Genomic DNA, 14,891 nt, shown 5'->3' on the forward strand with positions numbered 1-14,891 from the left:
CTTAGCTCCCGACTGCCGATTGCGAGATCACGGTCACCGCACGACGGTTCTTCGAGTAGCATTCCTCGGTCGAGCAGATCGCGAGCGGACGCTCCTTGCCGTAGGAGACGGTGCGCAGACGGTTCGCAGCGACACCCTGGCTGATCAGGTATTCCTGCACGGCCGAGGCACGGCGCGCACCCAGCGCAAGGTTGTACTCGCGGGTGCCCTGCTCGTCGGCATGGCCTTCGATGATCGCGGTATAGGTCTGGTGGCTCACGAGCCAGCTTGCCTGCTGCGTCAGAACCGAACGCGCGGTGTCGGTCAGGGTCGACTGGTCAACCTGGAAATGGACCATATCGCCGATCGTCTGGGCGAAATAGGCCGGCGAGTTCGGGTCGTTGATGCTGCCCTGGGTGATGCCGCCAGCCCCGCCCGGGCCGAGCGCGCCGCCCGGACCCGTCGCGCCCGAGCCGTATTTGTCGGGGTTCGAACAGGCCGCGAGGCCGAGGATCGAAATGGCCAGGACGGCCTTCACTGCAAATTTCATTGGTTTCGCCTTTGTTGATCTGCCCTTTGCGGGCGAGCCTACCAGTTTCCGTAACGATTGTTAATCCGCCCTCAGGGCAGAAGCGGCGACCAAGCCGGGTCCGAAGCGGGCCCGGGCGTGGGAACTTTCTTGAGGTTGCGACCCGAGATATCGACCGAATAGAGCGAGGCCTGCCCCTCCGCACCGGGCGTCTCGCGGGTGAACATGATGACACGGCCATTGGGCGACCAGGTCGGGCCTTCGTCGAGGAAGGAGGAGGTAAGAAGCCGCTCTTCAGAACCATCGGTGCGCATCACGCCAATGTGGAAGCGGCCCTGGTTCTGCTTGGTGAAGGCGATCATGTCTCCGCGCGGCGACCAGACGGGCGTCGAATAGCGACCATCGCCAAAGCTGATCCGGGTCGCCTCGCCGCCTTGTACCGACATGATATAGAGCTGCTGCGTACCCGAGCGGTCGGATTCGAACACGATCCGCGAGCCATCGGGCGAGAAGCTCGGCGAAGTCTCGATCGAGGGCGAGGTGGTCAAGCGCTGGGTCTGGCCGGAGGCCACATCCATCATCCACAGGTCGGTATTGCCGTTTTGCTCGAGCGAATAGACAATCTTCGTCCCATCCGGAGAGAAGCGCGGCGCGAAGGTCATCGTGCCAGGCACTTCGGGCAGAAGCCGCGCCGAAGCCGTCGCGACATCGAGCATCTTGATCCGCGGGAAGCCGGTCTCGAAAGTGGTGTAGAGCACCTTGGTGCCGTCGCGCGAGAAGCGCGGTGCGAGCACGATGGTCGAGGCATCGGTGAGATAGGTCACGTTCGCCCCGTCGTAATCCATCACCGCAAGACGCTTCTGGCGGGCATCCTTCGGCCCGCTTTCCGAAACGAAGACAACACGGCTGTCGAAATAGGGGCCTTCCCCGGTGATGCGTGAATAGATCACGTCAGCGACCTTATGCGCCAGACGCCGCCAGCTTGCAGGCGACGCCGCAAGCTGCTGCCCGTCACCCATCTGCTGGCCGGAGAACACGTCGAAGAGGCGGAACTTCACTACCACCTTGCCGCCCTGCATCGCCACCGAACCGACGACCAGCGCCTGCGCGTTGATCGCCTGCCAGTCGGAATATTTCACCGGCGTGTCGAAACTTGCGATGTTCTGGATATAGGCCGAGCTCGGGATCTCCCGGAAGAGGCCCGTGCCCGTCAGGTCGCTCGAGATCACCTGCGTGATCTGTCCCGCCATCGCACCGGCATCGCCCGTTTCTGGAATGAACCCCGCGATCGCGAAGGGAAGAGGTTCGATCACACCGTCGGTGATCGTGATATGCAGCGGCTCCTGATCCTGCGCGAGTGCCGCGACCGGCCCCAGCAAGAGCGCCACTAGCATGCTCAGAACGAAACGCATCATCTCAAACTCCCTTTCCGGGCCTTGCCCGGTTTGTAACGCGTAAAGGCCCGGTCGCACATAACAACCCCATGACAGCGCGCGGAATTTTGCCGATGAGCGATCATTTCATCCTCATCTTCTCGGGGTTGAAATCGATCTCGATCGTCTTCCAGCGGGCGTATTTCTCGGGCGGCAGCGGGAAGCCGTCCGAGCCGCAGCGCACGATCGCGCGCTTGCCGGCCTCGAAGGCCTGGTTGACCGCGGCCCCCGATCCGCCCGACGAGCCCACGAGCTTGATCGAGGAAATGATCGGGTGGCCATCTGGCTGCATATCAACCGAGAGCGTCACCGTGGTGCGCAGCGCATCCGAGCTAAGCGCGCCGACGTTCCAGCAGCGTTTCACATCGACGATGAGCGCATCCTTCTCGCCCGCGGTGATCGGCGGGCCGACCGGGGCGTTGCCCGTGCCTCCCGTGCCCGTCCCACCCAAAGCCGCGGCCAGCGCGTCATTCACCGATGCGGTATCGACCGGCTTTGCGGGCGCATCAGTCTTGGGCGCGGCGGGCGTGGCGGCCGCAGCGGTCTCGGTCGGTTTGGGCGCGGGCGGCTTGGGCTTGCCGGAGGGGCGCGGCGAGCTCAGCGGGGCCGAACTTTCCTGCTTGTCCACGGTCTCGCTCGCCTCGGTCACGATCTCTGTCGTGGCTTCGGGCGGTGCGGCTGCATCCTTGGGCTGCTCAACGACCTTGTCCGCAGGCGCGGTCTCGTCCGGCGTCTCCTGCGGCTGCGCCTGCTCGGAGATCTTGGCCTCGGGCGGCGGTTCAGGCGCAGGCGTAGGCGCGACGCGCGGTGCCGGCTTCGGTTTGGGCTTGGCCGAGATCTCGGGCGTGACCGTCTCGGAGGGTTGCTCCACCGGCGGCAGCATCTGCGGTGGCACTTCGGTCACTTCAGCCGGCGCAGGCGGCAACTGAAGCGCCGCGACATCGGGCTGCGTATCGGGCTCGGGCGCAGGATCGGGAAGGTCCTGAGGCTTCGGCTCGGGTGTCGCTTGCGTCTCGGGCGCGGGCGCTTCCGGCGCAGGCGTCTCGGGCGGGGCCGCCGGGGCCGTGGGCGCGACCGGCTCGGGCGACGGTTGTGGCGCATCCTTCGGCGCCGAAGCCATCAACGCGTTGAAATCCTGCTCGGACATCACCGCGACCTGGCTGATCACCACCGGCTCGCTTTTCTTCGGGAAGAACCATTGACCGCCCGTGACGATCCAGAGGATCGCCCCCACATGGAGCACCCCCGATACGCCGTAACCGATCTTGTCCGCGCGGTTCATGCGAGTGTCGCCCCCTGGGCTCAGTTCCCCGCCGGAGCCGTCAGCTGCGGCCCCCCGGTATCGGTGACCAGCGTGATGTTTGCAAAGCCCGCCCCGTTGAGCGCGCCCATCACCTGCACCACCTGCGCATAGGAAATCTTGCCGTCGGCGCGCAGGAAGACCTTGTTGCTCTCCCGCTCCGCCGCGATCGCCTTGAGACGCGCGACCAGCTCACCTTCAGGCACTTCCGAATTCATCAGCGAGATCTTCCCGTCCGCCTGGATCGAAATCGTCAGCGGCACTTCCTGCTCGGTCGGCACGGCCTTGGCAGCGGTCTTGGGCAGTTCGAGCGGCACGCCCACCGTCATCATCGGCGCGGCCACCATGAAGATCACCAACAGCACCAGCATCACGTCGACCATCGGCGTGACGTTGATCTCGGCCATCGCGGCATGGCGCGCTCGCCCGCCGCGGCGCCGCCGCGTCCCGCCCGATCCGCGTTTGACCACCCCCGCGCCCATATCAGCCGTCCAGCTGGCGCGAGAGAATGGTCGAGAACTCGTCGGCGAAAGCCTCGTAATTGCCCGCGATGCGATCCGCGTCAGACGAGAGCTTGTTGTAGAAGATCACCGCCGGAATGGCCGCGAGCAGGCCGAGTGCGGTGGCGACCAGTGCCTCGGAGATGCCCGGCGCCACGACTGCAAGCGAGGTGTTCTGCGAGATCGCGATTTCCTCGAAGGCGACCTTGATCCCCCAGACGGTGCCGAACAGGCCCACGAAGGGCGAGATCGAGCCCACGGTCGCAAGGAAGGTCAGCCCGTAATTGAGGCCCTCGGTCGCTTTCTGGATCGCGACATCCATCGAGCGCTCGATGCGCGCCTGCGCGCCCGCGATCAGCTCGCCATCCTGCCGGTGCGAGCGACGCCATTCGAGCATGCCGGCCGCGAAGATCTGCTGACTCGCGCCCTCGGGCGTCGGCCCGATCTGGTCGAAAAGCTCATCAAGCGGCTCGCCTGACCAGAAAGCTCGGTCGAACTCCTCGGCCTCGGCGCGCGCGGCGCGATAGGCGATGAATTTGCGCACGATGATCGCCCAGGACCAGAAGCTGGCCACGACGAGGATGATCATCACGAGTTTGACGGTGAGCGAGGCACGCAGAAAGAGCGCAAGCAGGGAGAAGTCGATCTCCTGCGCCATCGCAAGCGAAGTTTGGTCCATGAATACTGCTCGCCGGTTGAGGCCACGTTATCGCGGCTCTGATTGGCAGCGATTCTACCTCAGCGGCAAGAGGAACGCCATAACAACAATGTCACCGCAAGCCGCCGAACCGGCGATTCAATGCAGTTTCGGCGATAGTTTACGACGAATATCGGCAGGAAGCCGCTGAGGCGCACCCGCCTCGTTCATGCAGACGATGACGACATGGGCGGCGAAGAGCACCTCGCCATCGCGCTCGACCGTCTGATCCATCATGATCCGCGCGCCCGTCTCGGCGGTGATCTCGGTGGTGACGATCAACTCATCATCATATTTGGCCGAGCGCAGGTAATCGGCCTCGACCCGGCGTACCGCAAAGACGAGCCCCTGATCGGCCTTCAGCGCGGCCTGATCGATGCCCAGCGCCCGGATCAGTTCGGACCGTCCGCGCTCGATGAATTTCAGGTAGTTGGCGTAAAAGACGATGCCCGCGAGATCTGTGTCCTCATAATAGACCCGGATCGGGAATTCATGCGCCATCGTTGTCCTCCAGATCGGCCTCGCCGACTTCTCGGCTCAGATCGCGCACTGCCTGCGCAGCATCTTCCTGCCGCAGCCCCGCCCGCGCGGCAAGGCGCAGAGCATGCGACGGATCGTCCGCGACGGCGGGCATCACCGGGTCATAAGCCGCCGCGATTACCGCCGCGATCTCGGGACGCAACACCGTGACGCCGCGCGCCACGGCAAGCGGAGACTGCTCGGTGAAGGCCGTGTCAGACCACAGAAGGATCATCTGCACCGCCTGGCTGAGCGCAATCACCTCGGCTGGGACTTCGTCCAGCGCCGCATCCATGCGCACGAAGGTGAAACAAGCGCGGATCGCGCCGTCCTTGTCGAACCGGAATACCCGGTACTGGCTCGCCCCCTGATCATCGAGCCGCGCCACCAGATCCTGCAACCCGTCGATCAGATGATCGAGATTGGGCACCTCAAGCAGTTCCTGCCAGTCACGGAAAAAGAAGATCATCAGGTTGGCGCCCAGCTCGGGATCGGTTTCGGCCATCGTGTGACCGGCAAGCCCGACGACCGCTTCAACCGCACCCTTCACCGTCGCCAATGTCTGCGCTTCGACCCCGAAGACGACCGGCACCACGGGCCGCCCCCAGCGCGCGAAAAGATACTCACCCGAGGCGCGCCGGAACAGCGCCTCCACCATATCGGCCGTAATCTGCGCAGAATTATCCATGCCGCCTCCTCGCTTACGCCCCCAACCTATGAAATCGTGACGAGGGGCGAAAGGGGGCGCTGCCCCCTCGGGCTTCGCCCTCACCCCCGAGATACTTGGATCAAGAAGAAGCCGGCGCTTCCTTCTTCTTGATGAAAATATCTCGGGGGAGGCCGCATGGCGGCCGGGGGCAGAGCCCCCACAGCCGGTCGCGTCGTCTAGACGAAAGATCAAAGAAAAAGGCCGTGCCGGGATCACCCAGGCACGGCCTTTTCATTCGTTTCGGCTCTTCGCCTCAGCCCTGACGGGCTTTGAAGCGCTTCTGCGTCTTGTTGATCACGTAGACGCGGCCCTTGCGGCGCACGACCTGGCAATCGCGATGACGCTGCTTGAGCGAGCGGAGCGAGTTGCGGACCTTCATCGGCCTTCTCCTGTATCGCGGCGCGCGGTGCGCCTTGAAAAACGAATGCCCCGGGCCTCTCAGCCGGGGGCGGCGAATAGATGGTGGGCGGTACTGGGATCGAACCAGTGGCCACTACGATGTCAACGTAGTGCTCTACCGCTGAGCTAACCGCCCACGCCCGTTCGACCCCGGTGTATTGCCATTGATTCGCGCTTGCGGCATTGGCCGCGAAGGGAACCGAAAGGCGCGGTGTCGCGTCGGTCTGGGGGTCTATATAAAGAGTCGAAACGGCTTTCAAGAGGGTTTTGGCGCGAAAGCGTTCCGGTGTAGGATATTGGCCGAACACAAGAGGTTCCATGAGCGACAACCCTGCCCTCCCGCCGCCGTTTCGGCTGATCCGTCCCGCGGCGCTGCGCACGGCTGCGATTTTCGCCTCACCGCATTCGGGGGCGCACTACCCGCAAAGCCTGCGCGATCGCACGGTTCTGGACATGGTGCGGCTGCGCTCTTCCGAGGATGCTTTCGTCGATCAGTTGCTCGCGCCGGTACCCCGGCTCGGGGCACCTTTGCTTGCTGCGGAATACCCGCGCGCCTGGGTTGATCTCAACAGAGGGCCCGAAGAGCTTGATTCGGCGCTGATCGCCGGGCTCGAACGTTCGAACCCGAGCCCGCGGGTCGCCGCCGGGCTTGGGGTCATCCCACGGGTCGTTTCGGGCGCGCGCGCGATCTATCGCGGCAAGATCCCGAAGATCGAGGCCGAGGCACGGCTCAACCATGTCTGGCACCCCTATCACGACCAGCTCACCGCATTGATGGTCGAGGCGCATGGCAAGTTCGGTCACGCGATTCTGCTCGATATCCACTCGATGCCCTCGGAGGCGCTCGATTCGCTTGGCCATCGGCGACCGCAGATCGTGCTCGGGGATCGTTACGGCGCGAGCGCGGATCGCGCACTGATGCGCGAGATCGAGCTCGCTTTCAGCGCCGAGGGACTCTCCGTGTCCCGCAACAGCCCCTTTGCCGGCGCCTATATTGCGCAACGCTACGGCCGACCGCGCGAGGGGTACCACGTGGTCCAGGTCGAGATCGACCGTGCGCTCTACATGGATCAGGAGGCGATCACACCGAGTCGGGAGTTCAAGGCCTTTGCCGCGGTGATGGAACGGGTGATCGCGAAGATCGTCACGCTCGGGGCGCAGCCACTGCGCCATGCTGCCGAGTAATCAATCGCCATCCCAACCGCGCCCATGCCGGATCGCATCGGCCCCGAATTTCGCCCGGATCGCATCTTTCGCCCGTTCCGCGCCCGCGCGCTTGCCCGCGTTCGGATCGAGCAGATCGCCCGCTGGATCGCGGCCGTCTGCTGCGCCCAGATCCGAAAAACCGATCCCGATCAGACGGTAAGCCGTATTCGGTGGGAGTTTGTCAAACAGCGCCTCCCCCGCCCGGTAGAGCGTATCGGCCAGCTGGCTCGGCTCCTCCAGCCGGGTCTGCCGCGTCACGGTCGAGAAATCGGCCCGCTTCAGCTTCAATGTAACCGTGCGCCCCGCCAGATCGCGTGCCTTCATCCGCGACGAGACCTTCTCGGCCATGTGCCAGAGCTTGCCCATCAGGGTTTCGCGATCCGATATGTCCTCGTTGAAGGTTGTCTCGTTCGAGACCGATTTGATCGCAGTGTCGGGCGAGACGCGGCGCGCATCCTGCCCGTTCGCCAGTTCGAAAAGTCGCCGCCCCGAGGCTCCGAAGCGATCCTCCATCCGGGCGAGCCCTGCACGGCGGATATCGGCCAGCGTGCGGATCCCGGCTCGCCCCAGCGCGGCCCGCGTTGCCGCCCCCACACCCCAGAGGATCGAGACCGGTTTGTCGCGTAAAAACGCCACCGTATCTTCGCGCCCGATCACCGAGAACCCGCGCGGTTTGTCGAGATCCGAGGCGATCTTGGCCAGGAACTTGTTATGCGACAGCCCCACGGAAGCCGTCACCCCGATCTGCGTCTCGATTTCGCGCGCGAGCCGCGCCATCAAAACGGCAGGCGGCGCATGATGCAGCCGCTCGGTCCCGCCAAGATCGAGAAACGCCTCATCGAGCGAGAGCGGCTCGATCAGCGGCGTCAGCGCCGCCATCTTCTCGCGGATCTCGCGCGAGACGGCGGCGTAATGCTCCATCCTTGGTTTGATGACCACCGCCTCGGGGCAGAGCTTGCGCGCCTGAAACATCGGCATGGCCGAGCGCACCCCCGAGATCCGGGCGATATAGCAGCAGGTGGTGACCACCCCGCGCGTGCCGCCGCCTACGATAACCGCTTGCGAGGACAGCTCGGGATTGTCGCGCTTCTCGACAGAGGCATAGAAACTGTCGCAGTCGATATGCGCGATCGGTAGATCGAACAGTTCGGGATGCGCGATTACCCGCGATTTGCCGCAAGCGGGGCAGCGCTTCGGCACATCGTCAAAGGTGCTCAGGCAATCACGGCAAAGGGCGGGCATGGGCTTCCATCCGAAGTCTCTGCCCTTGATATCCCCTCTTCTTCTTGACGGAAATATCTCGGGGGTGAATTGGCGCAGCCAAGAGGGGGCGGCGCCCCCTTGCCCCTGAAATGAAAAAGGGGCGGATCGCTCCGCCCCTTTCGATCGGTTTGAACCTGGCCTTAGTGCAGCGGCACGCCATCAGCGGGTTGCGTCCCGCCCAGAGGCGCGCTGTGACCACCCACGATCAGCCCATCCGGACCCGCGGTGACCGCAACCGTCGCGCCATCCATCACCTCGCCGCCAAGGATCGCCTCGGCGAGCGGGTCTTGCAGCGCGCGCTGGATCACCCGCTTCAGCGGGCGCGCGCCATAGACCGGGTCGTAGCCCGCATCGGCGAGCCATTTCCGGGCCGCGTCGTCGAGCTCCAGCGTGATCTTGCGCTGTGCCAGACGGTTCTCCAGCCGCTTGAGCTGGATTTCCACGATCCCGTCCATGTTGTCACGGTTCAGGCGATCGAAGATCACCATCTCGTCGAGGCGGTTCAGGAATTCGGGACGGAAATGGGCCCGCACCGCATCCATCACCTGTGCCTTGGCCGCGGCGGCATCCGTGCCTTCGGGCAGCTGGCTGAGCGCCTGAGACCCGAGGTTCGAGGTCAGCACGATCAGCGTTTGCTTGAAATCGACCGTGCGGCCCTGACCATCGGTCAGCACACCATCGTCAAGCACCTGCAGCAGAACGTTGAACACGTCCGGATGCGCCTTCTCGACCTCGTCGAACAGCACGACCTGATAGGGACGCCGCCGGACCGCTTCGGTCAGAACGCCACCCTCGTCATAGCCGACATAGCCGGGCGGGGCGCCGATCAGCCGCGCCACGGAGTGTTTCTCCATGAACTCGGACATGTCGATCCGCACCATCGCCTGATCGTCGTCGAAGAGGTAATTCGCGACAGCCTTGGTCAGTTCGGTCTTGCCGACGCCAGTCGGGCCAAGAAAGAGGAACGAGCCCAGCGGGCGGTTCTCGTCGTTAAGCCCAGCCCGCGCCCGGCGCACGGCGTTCGACACGGCGGTGATCGCCGCATCCTGACCGATGACGCGCTTGTGCAGCTCGTCTTCCATCTTCAGCAGCTTCTCGCGCTCGCCTTCGAGCATCTTCGAGGTCGGAATGCCGGTCCAGCGTTCGACCACTTCGGCGATCTGCTCGGGGCGCACCGATTCCTCGACCATCAGCTCTTCGCCCTCGGCCTCATCGGCTGCGGCAAGCTGCTTCTCGAGGCTCGGGATGATGCCGTAGGACAGCTCCCCCGCGCGGGCGAGATTGCCCTCGCGCTTCGCCTGATCCAGTTCGGCCCGCGCCTTGTCGAGCTGCTCTTTCAGGTTGCGGCCCGATTCCAGCTTGTCACGCTCGGCCTGCCACTTGGCAGTCATCTCCGAGGCGCGGTCCTGCAGATCTGCCAGCTCCTTCTCGAGCTTCTCGAGGCGGTCCTTCGAGGCGGTATCGTCCTCTTTCTTCAGGGCTTCGGCCTCGATCTGCATCTGCAGGATCTGACGGTCGAGCGCGTCAAGTTCCTCGGGCTTGCTGTCCACTTCCATGCGCAGACGCGAGGCGGCCTCGTCCACGAGGTCGATCGCCTTGTCGGGCAGGAAACGGTCGGTGATGTAGCGATGCGAGAGCGTCGCGGCCGCCACCAGCGCCGAGTCCGAAATTTTCACCCCATGGTGGAGCTCATATTTCTCCTTGATGCCGCGCAGGATCGAGATCGTGTCCTCAACCGTCGGCTCTTCCACCATCACGGGCTGGAAGCGCCGGGCGAGCGCCGCATCCTTCTCGACATATTTGCGGTACTCGTCGAGCGTCGTCGCGCCTACGCAGTGCAGCTCACCACGGGCCAGTGCCGGCTTGATCAGGTTCGCGGCATCCATCGCGCCGTCGGATTTCCCGGCACCCACGAGCGTATGCATCTCGTCGATGAACAGGATGATCTCGCCGGCTGCAGCCTCGATTTCCTTGAGGATCGCTTTCAGACGCTCTTCGAACTCACCGCGATATTTCGCACCGGCGATCAGCGCGCCCATGTCGAGCGCGAGAAGCTTCTTGTTCTTCAGGCTTTCGGGCACGTCGCCGTCGATGATCCGTAGCGCAAGGCCTTCCGCGATCGCGGTTTTACCCACGCCGGGCTCACCGATCAGAACCGGATTGTTCTTGGTCCGGCGGCTCAGCACCTGCATGGTGCGCCGAATCTCGTCATCACGGCCGATGATCGGGTCGATCTTGCCCTGCTCGGCGGCCTCGGTCAGATCCCGCGCGTATTTCTTGAGCGCGTCATAGCCCTCTTCGGCCGAGGCCGAATCCGCCGTGCGCCCCTTGCGCAGATCGTTGATCGCGGCGTTGAGTTTCTGTGCGGTCACGGCACCTGCATCGAGGCAATCCTTGGCCTTGGTGTTGACCATCGCCAACGCCATCAGCACGCGCTCGACCGGCACGAAGCTGTCGCCCGCTTTCTTCGCAAGCTTCTCGGCCTCGTCGAGAACCCGCACGAGGTTTTGTTCGACATAGACCTGACCGTCTCCGCCCGACACTTTCGGCAGTTTCGAGACCGCAAGGTCGACCGCCTCTTGAACGCGCGCAGGCTCGCCCCCCGATCGCTTGATCAGGTTGGCCGAGAGCCCTTGGTCGTCATCCATCAATGCCTTCAGAAGATGCTCGGGCACCACACGTTGATGACCCTCGCGCATCGCGATCGTCTGCGCGGCCTGAAGGAAACCGCGAGACCGCTCCGTGAACTTCTCCATGTTCATCGGCATTCTCCTTTTCTAAAGCCCCCGGGATGTGTCTGGCCCTGAATAGGCGCCGTACTGTCCGGGTCTCGATAGGAAAATGGGCGTTGAATGCGGGGGCTTCAAGGGTCCGATCCGGCCAATTCGCCGCATCAGGAAACCAAATCGCAAGAATTGGCGTTTACCCTGCGACAGTCCTGATGGAATGGAGGCTCCGCAGATGCATCACGCCACCGCTACGCGTATTGCCCGCCTGATCTACAATGCCGCGCAACGCCGCTTCGAGGCGGTCGTGGAATTCTTCACGCCCGGCCTGGTCGAGCCGCTGCGCGTTCCCGTTCGCATCAATGCGGCACCCGGGATCAGCCATCGCCAGTTGACCCGCGCGCTCACGCGCGAAGCACAGCGGCGCGGGATCGGCGGTCTCTGATCGGCAGCCGCCCGCTTGACGTCGCGGCCATTGACCCGCATCAGGGGGCGACCCGCAAAGGAGCCTCCCGATGACCGACCTGACCCTGCCCGCAGATGACCGCCTGATCGTCGCTCTCGACGTGCCCAACGCTTATGAAGGACTGATGCTCGCCAACCAGCTTGGCGACGCGGTGTCGTTCTACAAGATCGGCCTGGGGATGCTGACCGGCGGCGGACTGGCACTCGCGACCGAACTCAAGCAGGATCAGGGCAAACGCATCTTCCTTGACATGAAGCTCTTCGATATCGGCGCGACGGTTGAAAATGCCGTGCGCGGACTGGCGCAGTTCGATCTCGATTTTCTGACCGTGCACGGCGACCCCTATGTGGTGAAGGCCGCGAAACAGGGCGCTGCGGGCAAGGATCTGAAAATTCTCGCCGTGACGATCCTGACCTCGCTCGATCGCGAGGATCTCAACGGCGCGCTGATCAAGGAAGGTGAAATCCGCGATCTGGTGGCCGAACGCGCGGGCCGCGCCTTCGAGGCCGGGGCCGACGGGGTCATCGCCTCGCCGCAGGAAGCGGCGATGATCCGCGCGCTGCCCGAGGCGAAAGGAAAGCTGATCGTGACGCCGGGTGTGCGTCCTGCCGGGGCCGATCTGGGCGATCAGAAGCGCATCGCCACGCCCGCCGCCGCCGTCGAGGCCGGTGTCGATCATATCGTCGTCGGCCGCCCGATCCATCGCGCCAGCGATCCGCGCGCCGCGGCCGAGGCGATCGTGGCCGAATTGCGCAGCTAAGTCACTGCCCCGCGCCCCCGGTCGCGGGGCCGCTTGTATGTGGTGCGGGCGAGACATCGACCGTCGCCTCCGAGTCGCTGATGGGGCTGAGCCGCGGCGGATCCGTCGCCGCCTGCGAGCCTCCGTCGAACGGCGTATCGGCCACCAGCCAGACCACCACGCCCAGCGCCAAGGCAAGCGCCGCGAGGGTGAATAACAGCCCACCTAGGCTGGGTTGCCGGGAAGGGTCGCGTGCCATGACTGCTCCTGTTATTGTTCTGGGAAGGCAACGTATTGCAGATAGCTACGTTCCTTCGGACCCGCGTCATCGGCGAGCCTTGGCGCATGATAAAGCGGCGCCCCGCAGGACGCCGCTTCAATAGCCCGTGAGGCGGCCATCTGTCGCCGTTCAGTTCGCCGTGTCGCCCGAGGCCGAGCCTTGCGCGCTCGCACCGCCATCACTGGTCGGTGCGCTGTCGGAAGCGGCGGGTGCCGTGGTTTGGGTCTCGATCGTGACCGACGTGGAATTGGCATCCCCGCTGGCAGTCCCGATTTCGCCGCCCGCCGGGGCGAGGACGAACCACAGAAGAATGCCCAATGCGACGACGATCGCGCCGAGCACGAAATAAATCCCGCCGAGGCCGGATTTCTCACGATGATAGTCAGTATCAGCCATGGTGTTCTCCCATCACTCTTTTGCGTGTCTTCGGGAAATCAACGTGAGGCGCACCAAAGGGGTTCCGGACGCGCTTCCGGATCGGCAAAACGGCGCCCATCAGGGCGCCGCTTTCCTTTTGCCCGCCCACCCGGAAATTGCCGGGTCGGGCCTGTCACTTGGAAGCGACGGCGAGTGTCGTCTCGACACTCTCGTTACCGCTGAGAGGATCTGCCACCGCAATCCAGGTGGCGATCCCGAAGGCGGAGACGAGCGCGGCCAGAAAGAAAAACCGCCGACCACGGGCCTCGCTTGGGTAATCGCTACGCATCAAAAATCTCCAGTCCAATGACTGGGGAGAAAACCGCCGACCGGACACACCGTTCCGTCACGCAGGCTCAGTTTTCGTTGATGTCGCGATCCCAGAGTTTGGATTGCCCCTTGCGCACGCCCATCCCCTTGCGCAGCGCGAGCCAGGCGATGATCGAGAGGACGGCGAAGACCACCAGGGTCACGGCGATGGAGTTGCCCAGCAGTCCGATCCAGATCAGCGCGCCGACGATGACTGCGCCGATTGCAAACCCCAGGAAGATGAAGCCCGGGATCAGCATCTCGGCGCCCGCAAGGATCACGCCCGCCAGCACCCAAATCCAGGGCATTTGCCAGTATTCCATCACTTCGCCCCCAGCAGTTTGAACGCGTTGGTGAAGGATTCGAGGGCTGCCGCCGGCAGGATCACCGTCTGTTTGCCCTCACCTTTTGCCACCTGCGAGAGCGCATCGACCTGCTTCAGCGCGACTTGATATTGCGCAGCCTCCAACCCGTTCTTGGCGATCGCCGCGGCGACGACCTCGGTCGCATAGGCTTCGGCATCGGCACCGATCCGGCGGGCTTCGGCCTCTTTCTGCGCCTGGAAGAGCTGTGCTTCGGCCGCCAGTTCCACCGCGCGTTTCTTGCCCTCGGCCTCGGTGACAAGCGCACGTCGCGCCCGTTCGGCATTGAGCTGCTGGAGCATCGCGGCCCGCGTCGCTTCGTCGAGATTCACGTCGAGGATCTCGGCACGGGTCACCTCGATCCCCCAGTCGTCAACCATCGCGGCGACCTGCTCGCGAACCTTGGCGATCAGTTGCGAGCGGTTCGACTGCACCTCGTCGAGCTCCATCACGCCGATCTCGGAGCGCACGATCCCCGCGACCGTCGTCGCGATCGCCGCATCGACGTCGCGGATCCGGTAGACCGTCTTTTCCGGCTCGGTGATGCGGTAAAAGACCGAGGTTTCGACCTTCACCAGCACGTTGTCGGCGGTGATCGCGTCTTGCAGCGCATTGGGGAGCTGGCGTTCGAGGATCGAGATCTTGTGCGGCACCCGGTCGAGGAACGGCACGATGAAATTGATCCCCGGCCCGAGCACGGCGCGCAGCCGCCCGAAGCGCTCGACCACGTGTTTCTCGGATTGCGGTACGATGCGCACCCCGAGGAAGACCGACAGGATCAACAGCGCCGCGATCGCGATCATCACGATGTCGCCGCCACCCAGAATGTTCTCGATACCCATTTGACCCCTATCCCTTTTTACGAATGTCCGGCCGGAAAGACCCGCAATCCCAGCAATACCAATACCACCAGAACCGCCCATCCGCCGGGGCGCGAGATCAGCCAGATCGCAAGCGCCAGGGCGATCCCGACGAGCCGCGAGCCAGCCGTCGCCGCGAAGCCGAAGAGCGCACCCATCAGACAGGTGCCTTGAAGAGACGGGGCATGAACTGCTCCT

At 64.2% G+C, this 14,891-nt stretch carries 19 protein-coding genes and 1 tRNA gene; 3 read left to right on the plus strand and 17 right to left on the minus strand.

Translation table 11 applies throughout. From position 1 onward, the window contains the following. Window position 1: 1 nt before the first annotated feature. From pal to TP2_RS06250, 9 genes are all read right to left on the minus strand, one after another. Window positions 2-529: a peptidoglycan-associated lipoprotein Pal gene (gene pal, locus TP2_RS06210; protein WP_038074908.1), complete on the minus strand. Its 528-nt coding sequence runs from the start codon at window positions 527-529 to the stop codon at window positions 2-4. Window positions 530-600: 71 nt separating this feature from the next. Further along, complete coding sequence (tolB, locus tag TP2_RS06215) at window positions 601-1,923, minus strand: Tol-Pal system beta propeller repeat protein TolB (RefSeq protein ID WP_038074909.1); 1,323 nt, start codon at window positions 1,921-1,923, stop codon at window positions 601-603. Between the two features lie 100 nt (window positions 1,924-2,023). After that, window positions 2,024-3,223 carry a hypothetical protein gene (locus TP2_RS06220; RefSeq protein ID WP_038074911.1) on the minus strand — a complete coding sequence of 400 codons (1,200 nt, stop codon included), beginning with the start codon at window positions 3,221-3,223 and terminating at the stop codon, window positions 2,024-2,026. Window positions 3,224-3,243: 20 nt separating this feature from the next. Beyond that, a complete protein-coding gene (tolR, locus tag TP2_RS06225; RefSeq protein ID WP_038074914.1) occupies window positions 3,244-3,723 on the minus strand; it encodes a protein TolR in 480 nt (159 codons plus the stop codon). 1 nt (window position 3,724) lies between these two features. Further along, window positions 3,725-4,420, minus strand: a complete 696-nt coding sequence (gene tolQ, locus TP2_RS06230) for a protein TolQ (protein ID WP_038074917.1) — start codon at window positions 4,418-4,420, stop codon at window positions 3,725-3,727. Between the two features lie 117 nt (window positions 4,421-4,537). Continuing rightward, the gene (gene ybgC, locus TP2_RS06235) at window positions 4,538-4,939 is read right to left on the minus strand and encodes a tol-pal system-associated acyl-CoA thioesterase (RefSeq protein WP_038074919.1); all 402 of its coding nucleotides are present in this window, start codon (window positions 4,937-4,939) and stop codon (window positions 4,538-4,540) included. Beyond that, window positions 4,929-5,645, minus strand: coding sequence for a DUF2927 domain-containing protein (locus TP2_RS06240; RefSeq protein ID WP_240473719.1), 717 nt, complete (start codon window positions 5,643-5,645; stop codon window positions 4,929-4,931). Before TP2_RS06240 ends, ybgC begins: the two co-directional genes overlap by 11 nt. Before the next feature lie 274 nt (window positions 5,646-5,919). Continuing rightward, window positions 5,920-6,045 carry a type B 50S ribosomal protein L36 gene (gene ykgO, locus TP2_RS06245; protein WP_038074920.1) on the minus strand — a complete coding sequence of 42 codons (126 nt, stop codon included), beginning with the start codon at window positions 6,043-6,045 and terminating at the stop codon, window positions 5,920-5,922. An 81-nt stretch (window positions 6,046-6,126) separates the two neighbouring features. Next, a tRNA-Val gene (locus tag TP2_RS06250) sits at window positions 6,127-6,201 on the minus strand. A 182-nt stretch (window positions 6,202-6,383) separates the two neighbouring features. Here TP2_RS06250 and TP2_RS06255 point away from each other — a divergent pair. Then, window positions 6,384-7,250, plus strand: coding sequence for an N-formylglutamate amidohydrolase (locus TP2_RS06255; RefSeq protein ID WP_038074922.1), 867 nt, complete (start codon window positions 6,384-6,386; stop codon window positions 7,248-7,250). Here TP2_RS06255 and TP2_RS06260 read toward each other — a convergent pair whose 3' ends face one another. Both TP2_RS06260 and clpB read right to left on the minus strand, forming a co-directional pair. Next, complete coding sequence (locus TP2_RS06260) at window positions 7,251-8,513, minus strand: DNA polymerase IV (RefSeq protein ID WP_038074925.1); 1,263 nt, start codon at window positions 8,511-8,513, stop codon at window positions 7,251-7,253. A gap of 161 nt (window positions 8,514-8,674) precedes the next feature. Then, window positions 8,675-11,296 carry an ATP-dependent chaperone ClpB gene (clpB, locus tag TP2_RS06265; protein WP_038074926.1) on the minus strand — a complete coding sequence of 874 codons (2,622 nt, stop codon included), beginning with the start codon at window positions 11,294-11,296 and terminating at the stop codon, window positions 8,675-8,677. Window positions 11,297-11,495: 199 nt separating this feature from the next. Between clpB and TP2_RS06270 the strand changes: the two genes are divergently transcribed. Both TP2_RS06270 and pyrF read left to right on the plus strand, forming a co-directional pair. Next, window positions 11,496-11,705, plus strand: coding sequence for a hypothetical protein (locus TP2_RS06270; protein ID WP_157617059.1), 210 nt, complete (start codon window positions 11,496-11,498; stop codon window positions 11,703-11,705). A gap of 70 nt (window positions 11,706-11,775) precedes the next feature. Continuing rightward, the gene (pyrF, locus tag TP2_RS06275) at window positions 11,776-12,486 is read left to right on the plus strand and encodes an orotidine-5'-phosphate decarboxylase (RefSeq protein WP_206198326.1); all 711 of its coding nucleotides are present in this window, start codon (window positions 11,776-11,778) and stop codon (window positions 12,484-12,486) included. Between the two features lies 1 nt (window position 12,487). Here the strand turns inward: pyrF and TP2_RS06280 are convergent, their stop codons facing one another. The 6 genes from TP2_RS06280 to TP2_RS18470 all read right to left on the minus strand — a co-directional run bounded on the left by TP2_RS06280 (window position 12,488) and on the right by TP2_RS18470 (window position 14,851). Then, window positions 12,488-12,724 carry a hypothetical protein gene (locus tag TP2_RS06280; RefSeq protein ID WP_038074930.1) on the minus strand — a complete coding sequence of 79 codons (237 nt, stop codon included), beginning with the start codon at window positions 12,722-12,724 and terminating at the stop codon, window positions 12,488-12,490. 150 nt (window positions 12,725-12,874) lie between these two features. Further along, window positions 12,875-13,141 (minus strand): hypothetical protein, encoded by a 267-nt coding sequence (locus TP2_RS06285; RefSeq protein WP_038074934.1) that lies wholly within the window; start codon window positions 13,139-13,141, stop codon window positions 12,875-12,877. A gap of 154 nt (window positions 13,142-13,295) precedes the next feature. Beyond that, window positions 13,296-13,451 carry a hypothetical protein gene (locus TP2_RS18465; protein WP_157617060.1) on the minus strand — a complete coding sequence of 52 codons (156 nt, stop codon included), beginning with the start codon at window positions 13,449-13,451 and terminating at the stop codon, window positions 13,296-13,298. Window positions 13,452-13,518: 67 nt separating this feature from the next. Continuing rightward, complete coding sequence (locus tag TP2_RS06290; RefSeq protein ID WP_038074937.1) at window positions 13,519-13,794, minus strand: NfeD family protein; 276 nt, start codon at window positions 13,792-13,794, stop codon at window positions 13,519-13,521. Further along, window positions 13,794-14,675, minus strand: a complete 882-nt coding sequence (locus TP2_RS06295; RefSeq protein ID WP_038074940.1) for an SPFH domain-containing protein — start codon at window positions 14,673-14,675, stop codon at window positions 13,794-13,796. Before TP2_RS06295 ends, TP2_RS06290 begins: the two co-directional genes overlap by 1 nt. A 17-nt stretch (window positions 14,676-14,692) precedes the next feature. Next, window positions 14,693-14,851, minus strand: coding sequence for a hypothetical protein (locus TP2_RS18470; RefSeq protein WP_157617061.1), 159 nt, complete (start codon window positions 14,849-14,851; stop codon window positions 14,693-14,695). Between the last annotated feature and the right edge of the window lie 40 nt (window positions 14,852-14,891).

Source organism: Thioclava pacifica DSM 10166, assembly GCF_000714535.1.
Lineage (GTDB): Bacteria > Pseudomonadota > Alphaproteobacteria > Rhodobacterales > Rhodobacteraceae > Thioclava > Thioclava pacifica.

Coding starts and splice junctions, on each gene's coding strand:
- pal (WP_038074908.1), bottom strand. CDS start 529: ATGAAATTTGCAGTGAAGGCCGTCCTGGCCATTTCGATCCTCGGCCTC.
- tolB (WP_038074909.1), bottom strand. CDS start 1,923: ATGATGCGTTTCGTTCTGAGCATGCTAGTGGCGCTCTTGCTGGGGCCG.
- TP2_RS06220 (WP_038074911.1), bottom strand. CDS start 3,223: ATGAACCGCGCGGACAAGATCGGTTACGGCGTATCGGGGGTGCTCCAT.
- tolR (WP_038074914.1), bottom strand. CDS start 3,723: ATGGGCGCGGGGGTGGTCAAACGCGGATCGGGCGGGACGCGGCGGCGC.
- tolQ (WP_038074917.1), bottom strand. CDS start 4,420: ATGGACCAAACTTCGCTTGCGATGGCGCAGGAGATCGACTTCTCCCTG.
- ybgC (WP_038074919.1), bottom strand. CDS start 4,939: ATGGCGCATGAATTCCCGATCCGGGTCTATTATGAGGACACAGATCTC.
- TP2_RS06240 (WP_240473719.1), bottom strand. CDS start 5,645: ATGGATAATTCTGCGCAGATTACGGCCGATATGGTGGAGGCGCTGTTC.
- ykgO (WP_038074920.1), bottom strand. CDS start 6,045: ATGAAGGTCCGCAACTCGCTCCGCTCGCTCAAGCAGCGTCATCGCGAT.
- TP2_RS06255 (WP_038074922.1), top strand. CDS start 6,384: ATGAGCGACAACCCTGCCCTCCCGCCGCCGTTTCGGCTGATCCGTCCC.
- TP2_RS06260 (WP_038074925.1), bottom strand. CDS start 8,513: ATGCCCGCCCTTTGCCGTGATTGCCTGAGCACCTTTGACGATGTGCCG.
- clpB (WP_038074926.1), bottom strand. CDS start 11,296: ATGAACATGGAGAAGTTCACGGAGCGGTCTCGCGGTTTCCTTCAGGCC.
- TP2_RS06270 (WP_157617059.1), top strand. CDS start 11,496: ATGCATCACGCCACCGCTACGCGTATTGCCCGCCTGATCTACAATGCC.
- pyrF (WP_206198326.1), top strand. CDS start 11,776: ATGACCGACCTGACCCTGCCCGCAGATGACCGCCTGATCGTCGCTCTC.
- TP2_RS06280 (WP_038074930.1), bottom strand. CDS start 12,724: ATGGCACGCGACCCTTCCCGGCAACCCAGCCTAGGTGGGCTGTTATTC.
- TP2_RS06285 (WP_038074934.1), bottom strand. CDS start 13,141: ATGGCTGATACTGACTATCATCGTGAGAAATCCGGCCTCGGCGGGATT.
- TP2_RS18465 (WP_157617060.1), bottom strand. CDS start 13,451: ATGCGTAGCGATTACCCAAGCGAGGCCCGTGGTCGGCGGTTTTTCTTT.
- TP2_RS06290 (WP_038074937.1), bottom strand. CDS start 13,794: ATGGAATACTGGCAAATGCCCTGGATTTGGGTGCTGGCGGGCGTGATC.
- TP2_RS06295 (WP_038074940.1), bottom strand. CDS start 14,675: ATGGGTATCGAGAACATTCTGGGTGGCGGCGACATCGTGATGATCGCG.
- TP2_RS18470 (WP_157617061.1), bottom strand. CDS start 14,851: ATGGGTGCGCTCTTCGGCTTCGCGGCGACGGCTGGCTCGCGGCTCGTC.